The 14,124-nt window shown below is 47.4% G+C and carries 6 protein-coding genes; 2 read left to right on the forward strand and 4 right to left on the reverse strand.

Annotated features, from left to right (window positions below; genetic code table 11):
- Nucleotide 1 precedes the first annotated feature (1 nt).
- The 3 genes from RT717_RS00195 to RT717_RS00205 all read right to left on the reverse strand — a co-directional run bounded on the left by RT717_RS00195 (nt 2) and on the right by RT717_RS00205 (nt 10,083).
- On the reverse strand, nt 2-916 hold the full coding sequence (locus RT717_RS00195) for a PorP/SprF family type IX secretion system membrane protein (protein ID WP_317489729.1): 915 nt from the start codon (nt 914-916) through the stop codon (nt 2-4).
- Nucleotides 917-6,253: a tandem-95 repeat protein gene (locus RT717_RS00200; protein ID WP_317489730.1), complete on the reverse strand. Its 5,337-nt coding sequence runs from the start codon at nt 6,251-6,253 to the stop codon at nt 917-919.
- 389 nt (nt 6,254-6,642) lie between these two features.
- Nucleotides 6,643-10,083, reverse strand: a complete 3,441-nt coding sequence (locus RT717_RS00205; RefSeq protein ID WP_317489731.1) for a ThuA domain-containing protein — start codon at nt 10,081-10,083, stop codon at nt 6,643-6,645.
- Between the two features lie 330 nt (nt 10,084-10,413).
- Here RT717_RS00205 and RT717_RS00210 point away from each other — a divergent pair, with 330 nt between their 5' ends.
- Entirely contained in the window at nt 10,414-11,820 is a 1,407-nt protein-coding gene (locus RT717_RS00210; protein ID WP_317489732.1) for a purine-cytosine permease family protein, read from the forward strand.
- An 83-nt stretch (nt 11,821-11,903) separates the two neighbouring features.
- A complete protein-coding gene (locus tag RT717_RS00215) occupies nt 11,904-13,232 on the forward strand; it encodes a GntP family permease (RefSeq protein ID WP_317489733.1) in 1,329 nt (442 codons plus the stop codon).
- 51 nt (nt 13,233-13,283) lie between these two features.
- Here the strand turns inward: RT717_RS00215 and RT717_RS00220 are convergent, their stop codons facing one another.
- Nucleotides 13,284-14,069 (reverse strand): SDR family NAD(P)-dependent oxidoreductase, encoded by a 786-nt coding sequence (locus RT717_RS00220; RefSeq protein ID WP_317489734.1) that lies wholly within the window; start codon nt 14,067-14,069, stop codon nt 13,284-13,286.
- Between the last annotated feature and the right edge of the window lie 55 nt (nt 14,070-14,124).

A 14,124-nucleotide genomic window follows, 5' to 3' on the forward strand; every position in this document is an offset into this window, starting at 1 on the left:
TTTAGAAGTATCGTGGCGTGATTACGCCATATTTTCTATACTTAAATCGATAATTGAGTAACATTTCATGAGATCCCAGCTCCACCGACCTGATTGGACTAGTAGTAATGGCATAAGAATACCCGACACTCAGCTGGTCAGTCACCTGCACCTGCACGATGAGATCCAATGCGTTTCCAACTTTGTAAGACAATCCTGCCCAGAGAATTTCGTCGAGTAAAAAATTGGCATTCACATCAAGCTCAATAGGTCTTTGGTCTAACATTTTAAACAAAAAATTGGGCTTAAATTTTATCTGGTTGGTAAGTGTTAGCATATAACCTCCCGTTAAAATGATAGGAAAATTTTGGTACACAGTCTTTAAGTCTGTGCCCCTGTCAAAGACATTGTTGACGAGGTGTGGCATTGAGAGACCTATATAATACTTCTCATCTGTAAAAAAAGCTCCTAGTCCAAAATTGGGGCGCATTTGTCTGATATCTTCCTGAAATACCGGATCAGATGATTGGAACTGATTTAGCTGGCTGTAATTGGCTCTGTAGGAAATCAGCCCAGCCTGGGCTCCCATAGACAGGTATTTTCTGTCGCCGAACTTTATCCTGTAAGCGTAAGCAAGGTGTGCGCCCGTTTGACTGATTACACCAAATTTGTCGTGAATGAAGAGCGCTCCCAGGGCGACGTTTTTGTTAAACAACGGAGCGTGCCCTGAAAAAGTCTGGGTATTGGGGGCGCCTTCCAGCCCAACATTTTGAAACCGGGAAATGACCGTGGCGCTAAGCACTTCATGGCTGCCTGCATAAGCAGGGTTAATGGCCAATCCATTGAACATATATTGTGCATAGGAGGCCGCCTGCTGCGCTTGCAATGATCCAGATGACCACAGCAGGGAACCGAGTATATAGATGACTTTTCTCAATCAATTATTCTTCAGAACTACAAATCCACTGTAAGTTTTACCCGACTGGCCAAGGGAGATCACGTAGAAATAGGTGCCGTCGGCGAGCTTGTCACCTCCAAGCCCTTTGTTCGATTGCCCCGTCCATACCCGTTCGTTATTGTCGTAACTGGTTGTTTCAAAAACTATGTTGTTAAATCGGTCGAATATCCTGACCTGGTTGTTGATGTAGAAATCAATCCCTTCAATCCGCCAGTAGTCGTTAATACCGTCTCCGTTAGGGGAAACCGCTTCATACACAGTGAACGGGAGGTCTTCGACGATAAACACAGCTACACCCTGGCTAAAGTTGTTTGGCTCGGCCGTATCACTGATTTGATAAACAAGCGAATCAATACCCATAAATGTTGAGTTTGATCGGTATGATACTGAACCATCCTGGAACATAGTCAGGCTTCCGTTGCCCGGCTCTACTACAGGAGTTGTGCTCAGGAGAATATCATCACCCTCCACGTCAATATCGTTCTCCAGAATGTTGATAGAGAAGTCTTGATTTCGCAGTACTCTTAGCGTATCTCTGTTGGCCAGCGGAACATCGTTTACTGGCGCAATTGCTATCTCAATGACGAGCTTTCCGCAAAGAGCAGGGTTTCTATCGTCGCATATTTCTATTTCCCAATAGGCTGTCCCATTGTAGTCAGTTGAGGGCATGTAATCAAAACAGAATGTATTAGCGCCAGACCTGGTCAGCGCACCACCGCCGCTGATGTTGTCGAGCCGATTGAGGGAAATCTGATCACCGTCCGGATCCAGGGCCTCGAAACAAAAGTTGACTGCTATGTCTTCCAGTGTGGACACCCTTAACGTGTCGGCAGGAGCGCCATTAACCAAACCCACAGGAGGATTGTTAATTTCTATAACATTTATTGTAATCAGCCCAGTGCCACAAATCGAAGCATCGGCCGTGTCACAAATAGTGACTTCCACAATATCTTCGCCGATAAAGTCCTGAGGCGGGGTGTAGTCAAAGCAAAGATCATTCGCAACTCTGTTGTTCACTGACCCGATTGAGCTTACCGAAGTGCCTGAAGTAAATACATGTGTATTGCCTTCTTCATCAGTTACTTCAATGCAAATTGGTGTCGTCACATTTTCTGGCACATCTACTGTTTTGCTTACCACAGTTGGAGGGGTGTTTTCGGGGGTAACGTCGATAATAGCTATGAGGCTGCCACATAAAGAAGGCACCCCGTCATCGCAAATCACAACATCCCATACCGAACGACCGATGAAGTCGTTCACGGGAGAGAAAGTGAAGCAGAAAGTACCGGTGTTATTAGCTACGAGAGAACCCTCGCCCTCTTTGTTGGTAATGCTTTGAAGCGCCACATTGTTGCCTTCCGGGTCGACTACGTCAAAGCAGAAGTCCACGGGTATGTTTTTGGGAGTGCTGATGAACAAAGTGTCTGCCGGAACGCCATTGACCAGCTCAACGGGCGGCTCGTTCACATCCACAACGGTGATTTTTACGGGTGCCACCAGGCAAACTGAGTTATCCGATTCGTCGCAGATGGTTACCTCAATTTCATCTTCGCCAATAAAGCCCTCAGGTGGCGTGTAGTCGAAGCACAAGTCATCCAATGCCCCATTAGCAATGGTTCCGATAGCGCCGGTGGACGTTGCGCCGGTCAGGTAATTTGTATTTCCTTCCACATCGGTTACCTCAATGCATATTTGAGTGGTCATTTTCTCGTTAACCTCAAATTCCTGGGTTACGAGAACGGCCGGGTCGTTGACCGGTGTTACCTCTATAATTGCCTGAAGTGTGCCACAAAGTGATGGAGACGCATCATCACAAATTTCTATGTCCCATGTTGAGGTGCCGGAAAAATTGGCGGCTGGTGAAAATGTGAAGCAGAAACCCTCGCCTTCAGCTGCCACCAGTGTGCCTCCTCCTGAAGTATTTGACACGGATTGTACAGAAATGTTATCACCTTCAGGGTCGGTAGCGTCGAAGCACAGCAACAAAGGTACATCTTCCGGGGTTGTCAGGTTTAGTGTCTCCACAGGCAACGAATTGACCTCGGGAACCGGCGGTTCATTGACATCAACCACAATTACTGTTATGTAGGCCGTTGTACATACCGAATTGTCGAGTATGTCGCACACTATTACCTCTACTTCATCTTCTCCAATGAAATCGGTGGGTGGAGTATAATCGAAACACAAGCTCTGAGCCGTCCCCAGGCCGATTGTGCCGATGCTTCCCACCGACAACCCACTGGTCACATAGTGATCGTCACCTTCCGGGTCATTAACCTCTACGCAAATAGAGGAGGTTGTTTTTTCCGGCACTTCTACCGTAAGGTCAGTACTGCCATTGATCAAGACCTCCGGTGGATAATTAAATGGATTCACAGTGACAATGACTTTGATCTCACCACACTTTGGAGTGACCGGATCGCTATCGTCACAGATTGTCAAAGTCCATTCTGATTGACCAACAAAGCCGGTTTCGGGGGTGAACCTGAAGCAAAATGTCCTGTTTGCTGAAGGCGACCCTGAAAAGCCAGAGAGGTATTCAACTGTTGAAGCGTCAGTTGTGAGCTGGGAAGCACTGGCAAACGAAATGATATCACCGGCATCGGGATCTTTGGCAGTGAAGCAAAAGTCCACGTATTGATTTTTGTTTGTTGTAACGCTAAGGTCTTCTCCAGCCACTCCATCATCACCGAGGATGACGGGCTCTTCAGGAACATCTAACACGTTGATGGTGATAATGCCTTCGTCAAACAATGTTGCATCCCCCGAATCGCTCACTTTCACAGTTACCTCATCATTGCCAAGGAAGCCGCTGTTTGGGGTATAGTCAAAAGAAAAATTGCCTGTAATAGTGCTCGTGGCATTGGCGGAAGTGGCGGAAGTGAAAGTGAGAGGATCGGACTCCAGATCGGTTACGTTGAATGAAATACCCGTGGTTTCCTTTTCATTTACATCTACCGTTTTCTCCACAACCACCGGTGGGTCGTTGACAGGATTGATAGTAATGTGAATTGTAATGTCAATGCATTGGCCATCAACACCAGGCGTCGGTTGGTCACATACATTTACTGTAAATTGATCGGTACCACTCACATCGTCATTTGGGGTGTAAATCAGGCAAAGGGAATTTGATGGGTGATTGGTCACTACTCCCAGGCCATTGACAGGAAGAGTATTAGAATTGATTACAACTAAATCGGACTCAGGATCCTGTATGTCGAGGCAAATTTCGATCGGTGAGTCTTCATCAAATTCAAAAAAAAGCTCAGTTACAGAGTTGCCGTCTTCGTCCAAAACTACCGGCGGGTTGTTGTACCCATCGAAATTGATATAGCTGTTTGAATAGGTGTTGCTCCATGCAAGGCCGTCGAAGACCCTGAAGGATAGCTGTCGGGCGACTTGGTTTATTACGGGGGCTGTGTTGACGTAGACAACCTCCCGAAGTGCGGTTTGATAGGCCGTTATTGAGGCGGTTCCCTCAATTGTCAAAATTCCGCCGGAGAAACTGGTTGCGTTGATGATGCCGTTGATGTCAGTGAACTGGAGTTCTTCGAAAGCGCCGTCTAATAAGTTGATGATCCTTATTTCTGCTTTTTCAAACGTGGTATTGTCAACATCAGAAACTGTGACGGATTGATTTGCCTGGATAGTCCCACCCCCGGATGGATAGGTGACGGTATTTGGATTGTTGCCTCCTGTGACCGGGGCGTCATTTACCGGCACCAGTGCAATGTTGACTTGAACTGTGTTGCTCACACCACCAGGATAACCATCGTCGATCACGAATTGTACGGTTCTTGTGGCCGAAGAAGGGTTTTGACTGCCGTTAAAGTATTTAATGCTTCGTAAGGCTGCCGCATAATTCTCAAGCGTTACCTTTTCGGATGAGGTAAGCGTTAAAACACCGCTGCCCCCATCGAAAACGCCGGTAATTTCGGGGAGGTTTGTAAACTGAAGCACATCTTCTCCACTCACATAATTACCGCTGATAGTTATCTGAGCGTCAACTATGACGGTGGTTCCGACAGGGTAGTCGGCTTCAGGAGGATACGATACCGCCATGGCCGGATCGATGATAAGGGCTGCATCTCCTTCTGTGAAGCTGGCATCAGTGAGGCTGGCCGTCAAAACAGGAGGGTAGTTGGGTACAACCACCACTTCTACCAACACTACTTCATTGTCAGGATCGGTGTTGTTGGTATTGGAACCGCAAGTGCCTGGCAGTTGGGCGACCGCAGAAAGTAACATGCCTCCTACCAACGAATCGTCAAATGTAATAGACCATAGTCCTTCGGCATCAGCAATAGCTGTCTTGGTATCAATAGGAGTGCTGGCAGACGCATCCTGATAAAGCTTTATAGTTACTGTGGCCGTTGGCTCAGCGGTGCCTGTGATAAAGTCATCCCCTTCCCTGATTGGGGTATCAAAAGCAGGCTTTTCTGTTACTCCTTCCAAAAAGCCTCCTCCTCCTTCGGAAAGATTGCCAAGGTTGGTGGGGCATTGGTTCTCCGACAATGCTGTCATCGCATCAAATAGCGACGCATAGTCTTCGTCATTCACTCCGCCGATATCCGAAATGTTGCCACTCATGGCGCAGGTAGCGTTGTTGTTTGTTAGTGCAATAAACCTGATTTCTGTGGCTGTGGTAATACCAAACTGAGAGGTCAGGTCAGCGAAAGGGACGTAAAAATCGTAGAAATAAGAATATTGATTGCAGCTAACAATATCGCCAATAGCCCTTTGGTGATAAGTGCCAATTGGGTAAGACAACACAGCCGAGCAATTGTTGTTGCCTCCATCAATATCGTACACCCTCACGCCATGGGAGACTGCGGAAGGCCCCCTTATTAAGGTAATGTCAATTTCAAAGCCAGGGTTTCTTGATCCCTCCACATAATCAGGATCGGAGGGGCCGAGTAGCCCGTCTGTATCGATCAGCACGGAATAACCCGGAACATTTTGCTTATTGTTTGCTACCCTAAAGCGAAAGATAAGGTTGCCGTCCTTGAGAATTGCATAAGCCGAGTAGCCTTGCGAATCTGGAGTCAAGTCAGTGTTGCTACATGAAGGGCCCGCCGCATCACCAATCACGTCACCATCTCCAACTTTGGGCAAACCAAACATAGCAAATTCAAACTGGTCAGGTGTGTAGCCAGCGTTTGCGTCGAAGCCAGCAGTAGTGGCGGAGACATAGCCGTCACCATTTGGATCGAACACAGCATCGTTTCCGTGCAGTTCGATTTGGCCAAACTGAGCATGTGCAGTCAGGCATTCCAAAAAGAATGCCAAGGTCAATAGTATCTTATAGCGGAACATTCAGTTATCACTTCACACCTTGCCACTACCGCAAATTCGATCTGTGCAGAAATCTGCTCATATACTAACAGTTTGAAGCCTTTTTATTGCAGCTTCTTCTGGTTAGTAATCAGAAAAGAATCAGAAGTCTAGCGACTGTGAGATTTTGGTGAACAAAAATGAATAAATATTCCAGCCAGTCCGTTTGTAAAAATTACCAGTCGTTTTCGCCAACTACTTAGGCTTTATTTAAAATCAAGCGCCATAGTTGGTGTATGTACAGTGAAAGTTAGGTAATATTAATGAAACCGGCAAGTCATGGGGCGCAGTGAAGTTTTGTTTCTTGAACATAAAAAAAGTCCCACTTGGAAAAGAGGGACTTTTAATGCGTAGTGATAAATGACAAATAACTATTTAGAGGTTAAAGTTATGCCAACCACTGCACCAGTTACGTCCTCTCCGTCGTTTGGCTTGCTTATGATATACAAGTCATGAAGTTTTCCGTCAGTTACTGGTTCGAAATTGATAGTGAACATGCTGGCGTTCATTCCAGCAGCAGATGAGGTTCCTGATGTCGACGATGCTTCGCCGATTTTTTTGCCGTCAACAGCATCAAGGCGAACTTCGAACGTATAGCCTTTGGCCATCGGTTGCTGGCTACCAGTCATGAAGTCGGCCCCGGTAACATTGGTCAGGTCTATTTTGCTAAGGCTGAATGATCCTGCCGCATTAGGCAATAGCAGCAGATTCATACCATTGAATGACATGGTTGTGTAGCCGTCAAGCTTACTCGCCTTTGTCAAATCCAATTTACTGCTTCTCAGTCTCAAAGTAGATGAGCCAACCAGAGGTTTGATATTGGCACCACCCTTGTCGGTATAGCTGGCCCTAATGATCAATGACCCATTGTCCATTGGCTTTTTGTCCAGCGTAGGCTTCAGCGATCCGGTTGCAGGAAGTGACTTGGTTGTCTTGCCACCATCGGCAAGGGAAAGCACCCATGAAATGATGGTTTTCGCATCACTTTCTGAAAGCCCAGGATGAGCTGCCATGGCAGTTTCACCCCACACGCCAGATCCACCGTTCATGACTTTTTGAGCCAGTTTGTTAATGGCATCCGGATCGTCTTTGTATCGCTTCGCCACATCCACGTAGGCTGGGCCAATCGATTTTTCAGCCTCTTTATGGCAGGCCTTACAGTCAAGGGAGTTCATCATATTCTTTCCGATCATGTTCTCGGAAATTACCTGATGGCCTTGTGTGGCTTCTGCCTGGTCGGTGCTTTCAATGTAATCTGCCGAAACAAACAGGCTTGCCATATCTGGTTCCGAGGCGTCGTCACTGTCGCTCACGCTTACGGCATACTCCACATTTTTTCCGGGGAAATAGAATGACTTGTTGCCCTTCACGCTAATTGTTACGTCAGGGGCAGCATTGCCCGCATAAACCGAAATTGAATTGCTCTTCGCTGTCAGTTTTGCCGGGTCACTCGCCTCAACTGTGATCGCATAGTCGCCAATTTTAGAGTAGGTATAGGTAACTTCAGGAACCGTTGTCTGCTTCGTTTCTCCGTTGCCAAAATCCCATGTATAGGAAAGCTTGTCTCTTTCAGGGTCGCTGGCTTTTGCAGTTACAGTTACTTCCAGCGGCAGCGTGCCCGAGCTCTTATTAACAGCTATTTGCTCTACCGAAGGTGCTCTGTTGCCGCCGTTAAAGTCCACTCTGGAAAGTGCAGCATCAGCATTTTTTGCGAACCAGCCGTTGCCATATTCAAGCAAGTAGAATTTTCCGTCAGGCCCTACTTCCATATCAATGAGTGAATTGAATTTGGTGTGCTCCATGAAAGGCTCCATTTTCTCATAGTCGCCATTAGGGTACATGGTCACAGCTTTGATCCAACCACGGATCCAGTCGTAGATGAAAAGTTTGCCATTGTAGTAGTCAGGGTATCTTGTGGCGGCGGGGAACATGTCAGTATAATAGACGGGCCCGGCCATTGCGTTTCTTCCACCGGTGGCTACCTGTGGGAACTCCTTTGAAACAGCATATGGATACCAGATAAATGGTGGTGCTACCGGGGGCAATTCTTTGATGCCGGTATTGTTTCTTGAGTTGTTCACCGGATGCTCGGGGTCAAACAATTCACCCGATTTTCCTGTGGCATAGTCATATTCCCTGTACGGGTAGTTTTTACCTACAAACATTGGCCAGCCAAAGTTTCCGGCCTTGCGGGCCTGGTTCAGTTCGTCATAACCACGTGAGCCCCGCACTTCCATGCTGTCGTTGGCAGCGTCAGGTCCTACTTCGCCCCAATAGAGGAAGCCGGTTTTTTGATCGACTGATATTCTGTAGGGGTTTCTATTGCCCTGAACATATATTTCCGGCCGGGTACCTTCAGTGCCTACAGGGTAAAGGTTGCCTTCAGGTATTTCATAAGATCCATCTTCTTTCACCCGAATACGCATGATTTTTCCACGCAGGTCATTGGCATTGCCTGAGCTTCTTCTTGCATCATACTGCTCATGCCCTGGTCTGTCGTCGAGCGGGCCAAAGCCATTGTTTACATATTTGCCACCTGGTTCATTAAAGGGTGTAGAGTTGTCACCAGCCGAAACATAGAGTAGCCCGTCTTTGTCGAAGGCAATTGAGCCACCAGTGTGGCAGCATATTTGGCGTTGAGAGTAGAACTCAAGTACAACGACTTCTGATTCCAGGTCTACCTTGTCATTTGCAAACTTGAATCGGGAGAGCCTGTTGACCGAAGTGTCTTTCGGACTGTAGAAAATGAACACATTATTGTTTGTAGCAAAGTTGGGGTCTTTCTGAATGCCCAACACGCCTTCTTCAGCATTCACTCCCTTCACGCCGCTCTGATGATAAACGTCAAGCTTAGCCGCCTCGGTTACCTTTCCTGTACTGTTTTTATAGAGCAGTATTTCACCCCTTCTCTGCGCAATTAGAATGTCAAAGTTAGGGAGAATGGTCATTTCGGTGGGCTCGTAAAAAACACCACCTTCAGCAAGCATTGTTTTTGTGAACCTGTTTTCCTCGGGTGCTCTCAGACTGGTTGCTTTTGAGTAGTCAAGTTCGCTGTTGTCGCCAATGGCGTACTGAATGCCTGCAAGTATATGCTTAAGGTAGAGGTCTTCTGTGTAGGACTCATCTGTATGGCCCAGGGCTGTGTAGTAGGCACGGCCTCCGTCATAGTCGTGGTACCACGCCATCGGGTGGTTGCCTATTTTCGCTCCGCCCTCGTAGCTATCCTCGTCAATTGTCATTAGCACATGAGTGTCGGGGTTCAGGTTTCTATAGCTATAGAATTCATCCGTTTTTGTCCACTTTTCAGGCAAGAAGCTTGTGCTTGCGTGCGACTTGTCGACGATGTTGAGTACACCTTCCTGCACATTGGGGCTCTTGTCATTGATGCCTGGGTGATCGAGGAAGTAGCCGCCCACCAATCTGCCGTACCATGGCCAGTCGTATTCAGTGTCGGCAGCGGCATGAATACCCATGTAACCTCCGCCGGCCTGGATATATCTTTCAAAATCAGCTTGCTGGTAGTGATTGAGCACATCACCAGTGGTGCTGAGGAATACAACGGCTGAGTAGTTCTTCAGGGAGTCTTCGTTGAAGTAATCTGCATTGGTAGTTGTATCCACTTCAAAACCGTTTTCAACACCCAGTTTTTGTATGGCTGCTATGCCAAAAGGAATGGAAGTGTGGTGCCAACCGGCGGTTTTACTGAAGACTAAAACTTTAGCAGGCCCTGATTTTTTTGAGCAGGAAAGGAAAGTCAGCGCTAAAAAAGCCACCAGGAAAAGGCTTTTTATGATAGACAAAGGGTGTTTCATCGAACGTAATTTTTATGGGTATGAGACGATTGAACTTAGCTTAATATGTTTCATCAACACAATAAACCGAAATTATGTATAAAAACTTCCCAAGATAAAAGATAGGATCGTAAAAATGGCGTTTTTGCATTTCACAAAACGGTTTTTTTACAAATGGTGACATTTTTAGGGTGACTCATCAAGTTTCTGCGGTATTACATTCTGTCAGGTAAAAATGTTTTTCAAGCATTGAAAGTAAATACTTGCCGCCCGCCCGTCAGGATAGTGCAGGATGCTTCCAAATTCTCTATCTTCTAGCTTCAAAAGATTTAGAACACACCTACCTACATTATGACGAATCAATCAAAGGCAACACCGGCTGCAGCTTCAGAGGAATACGAAAGAGAGCCAGTACCTGCATCGGCACAGAAGGGATGGACAAGCTTCCTGGGAATGTATGCCGGGGAGCATGCCGCAGGCACAGAGTTTGTCATCGGCCCTTTGTTTCTTACAGCTGGGGTTAGCGCTTTTGATTTGCTCATTGGCCTACTGCTGGGCAACTTCATGGCGGTGTTGAGCTGGCGTTATCTCACTGCTGAACTAGCGGTGAAATACCGCACCACGCTATATTTCCATTTGGAGAAAATAAGTGGAAGAAATCTGGTCATTGTCTACAACCTGGCCAACGGTATTCTGTTCTGCTTCCTGGCCGGCTCTATGATTACTGTGTCGGCCACCGCTGTTGGTATTCCTTTCAATATGGACATGCCCAAACTTACTGACACGATGCCAAATGGAATTACGTGGGTGGTGATCGTGGTAGGCCTGGGTGTCGTTATTTCTTTGATTGCTGCCAAAGGCTATAACACAGTATCCAAAGCAGCCAACTGGATGTCGCCGGTGATCGTGCTGGGTTTTGTGGCAGCGGGCATTGTGGCAGCCAATCAGCTTGGTGTAAGCTCTTTTTCAGACTTTTGGAATATTTGGGGAGAAGGCACTGAGCCTTTTCCTGGCCAAATCAAATACACATTCTGGCACGTAGCCATCTGGTCGTGGTTTTGCAACGCTGCCGTTCATATTGGTATGTCGGATCTTACAGTTTTCAGATTTGCGAAAAAGGCAAGTTCAGGCTGGACTACTGCGGCAGGAATGTACGTTGGTCACTACATGGCATGGATAGCCGCCTGCTTGCTTTATGCGGTGTATTTGAGAGCCCCTGAAACACAGGCCATTTTGGCTAGTGGCGAGGCGCCGTCGGTAGCGCCCGGGCCATTGGCGTACAATGCACTTGGGATTTTTGGCGTCATCGTGGTCATTCTTGCTGGCTGGACGACAGCTAACCCCACCATCTATAGAGCTGGACTGGCTTTCCAGGCAATCATGCCGAAGGTGTCAACTTTTTGGGTGACGATCCTGGCAGGCGCACTGGCAACAATTGCCGGTCTGTTTCCGGCGTTTGCCATGAAGCTGCTGGACTTTGTGGCAGTTTACGGATTTATACTAGCGCCGGTAGGAGCTATCATCGTGTTTGAACACTTCTTTGCTAAAAATTGGGGCATACAAACATTCTATGCTGAGAAATCAGGCATTGGCTTCAACATTGCAGTATTTGTTGCATGGGTATTTAGTGTCGGCTTGTTCTATTTTATATCTGTTCAAAAAGGCGTGTTTCTTAGCTTTTTGACACTTCCAGCATGGTTGCTCTGTGGCTTTCTTTATCTGTTCATAAGCAAACTTACACAGAAGAAAGGCCTGTGATTTGAGGGGCGGTTTGCGTTGTACTGATGGAAAGGGTATTTTAAGATTTTGTTGTTAACAAAACACATACCCTATACCTACACATGCTTACACTACTAATTATTCTGGTGGCGCTGGCTTTCATACTGATTGCCATTACAAAGTTTGACATCCACCCCTTTCTTGCACTTTTTGTTGGTGCTATCGGCTACGGGCTTCTGTCCGGTATGTCGCCCGACCTCATCCTGAAATCCATCACCGATGGTTTTGGCGGAGTGCTCGGCAGCATTGGTTTATTGATCCTGCTAGGTGTAATGATTGGCACCTTCCTGGAAAAAACAGGCGGTGCCCTGGTGATTGCTCAAAAAATACTTTCGTGGATTGGAGAAAAGTCAGTTATGCTGGCCATGATGATTTGCGGCTATATCCTGTCAATACCAGTCTTCGGTGACAGCACGTTCATCATGATGAACCCAATAAGTAAGTCGCTCTCCTTTAAAGGGAAGGTACCTTACGCAGCCACAACCGTCGCCCTTACGTTAGGTGCAACGGCCAGTCACTCGCTGGTTCCGCCAACCCCCGGCCCGATAGCAACAGCTGGTATTCTGAATGCTGATTTAGGTATGGTTATTTTCTGGGGCCTGATTATCAGCATCACCACACTGATTCCAAGCTACTTTTTTGTGAAGAAGTTCGTGATGAAGATTCCATTGGAGCCGGTTTTTGCAGCCAGCGAAACCGAGGAGAAAATTGGCAAACACCCGTCGGCCATCAAGTCGTTTCTACCCATCGTCATTCCGTTACTGTTGATTGTATTGGCCTCTATAGCCAAGTATCCTACCAAGCCGCTGGGTGAAGGTGCAGTTATCACAGTGATATTATTTATAGGAAGCCCTGTGATTGCACTTCTGCTCGGAGCTTTCTTGTCTTTTGCGCTGCCGGAGAAGTTTGACAAGCAGGTCTTGTCCTCAACTGGCTGGATTGGTGAAGCGTTGAAGATCGCTGCACCGGTGATATTGATCACAGGTGCTGGCGGCGTATTTGGAAAGATGCTACAGAACTCAGGCATTGCCGACCTGGTGAGTACTGGATTGAGTGGAGCCAGCTGGGGGATTTTCCTGCCCTTCCTCATTGCCTTTTCTTTGAAAACGGCTCAAGGGTCTTCCACTGTGGCCATGATCACAACGGCCTCTATTCTAGCGCCATTGCTAAGCACTCTTGGTCTTGATTCGGAAACGATGCGGGTGTTTGCCGTGCTGGCTACAGGCGCTGGTGCCATCGCCATTTCCCACGCCAACGATAGCTTCTTCTGGGCCATGACGCAGCTTTCAGGCATGACTATTAAACAAGGGAATCAGTCGCACAGCCTGGGCACATTCATTATGTCGTTCACGGCCATTATGATGATCTACTTGATCACACTTTTCATTTAAAACTTCCAACCCTCCAAGTGGTTGCAAACCCTTGGAGGGTTGAAATATGATCTACCTGGCTGTCCATCCGCCGTCAACAGCAACCAAAGAGCCCACCATATAGGTGGCGGCATCGCTGGCAAGGAAAATCGCTGCTCCCTGGATTTCTTTCAACTCACCCCAGCGCTCAAGGGCCGTGGCGCCGATAATGAATTTCTTGCCATCTTCTGTGCCGGCAATGGGAGCGTTCATTTCTGTGAGGAAAGGCCCTGGGCAAATGGCATTTACCGTGATGTTGAATGGGGCAAACTCAAGCGCCAAAGCCCGTGTCATTTGTACAATAGCTCCTTTACTTGAAGCATACGGCGTGCGGTTTGGAACCCCCACCAGACCAAGTGTACTTGCCATGTTGATGATGCTGCCTCTTTTCGCCTTTTTCATGTAAGGAGTTACTGCTCTGTTGCAAAGCCATGTGCCATTTACATTTACCTCCATCACTTTGTTGAAGTCGGCCAGTGAAAGCTCGTCGATGGGGCCACGAATATTGATGCCGGCGCTGTTGATCAATATATCGATGCGGCCAAAGGTGTCCATCGCCGCCTTAGCCATGGCTTCGGTTTGCGCCTGGTTAGTCACGTCGGCAGCAAATGAAATGGCTTTGACGCCGTAGGAGCTGCTGATTGTTTTTGCGGCTTCTTCGCCGTCTTTTTCGGTGCGGTTCACTAGCATGATATTGGCACCAGCAGAGGCTAGTCCTTCAGCCATGGCCAGCCCCAGGCCCTTGGAGCCTCCTGTGATGATGGCGGTTCTGCCTGTAAGATCGAATAGTTTAATGCCGGGTAGTTTTTCTGTAGTCATCAGAGATTTATCAAGTTTTAATAATGGTCAAAAAGCACTTGCCTCAGGGTCTATT

The sequence above is a fragment of the Imperialibacter roseus genome (genome assembly GCF_032999765.1).
GTDB lineage: Bacteria > Bacteroidota > Bacteroidia > Cytophagales > Cyclobacteriaceae > Imperialibacter > Imperialibacter roseus.

What these genes read in the sequence shown, in the direction of transcription:
- RT717_RS00200 (WP_317489730.1), bottom strand. Translation starts at nt 6,253, where the DNA reads ATGTTCCGCTATAAGATACTATTGACCTTGGCATTCTTTTTGGAATGC.
- RT717_RS00205 (WP_317489731.1), bottom strand. Translation starts at nt 10,083, where the DNA reads ATGAAACACCCTTTGTCTATCATAAAAAGCCTTTTCCTGGTGGCTTTT.
- RT717_RS00210 (WP_317489732.1), top strand. Translation starts at nt 10,414, where the DNA reads ATGACGAATCAATCAAAGGCAACACCGGCTGCAGCTTCAGAGGAATAC.
- RT717_RS00215 (WP_317489733.1), top strand. Translation starts at nt 11,904, where the DNA reads ATGCTTACACTACTAATTATTCTGGTGGCGCTGGCTTTCATACTGATT.
- RT717_RS00220 (WP_317489734.1), bottom strand. Translation starts at nt 14,069, where the DNA reads ATGACTACAGAAAAACTACCCGGCATTAAACTATTCGATCTTACAGGC.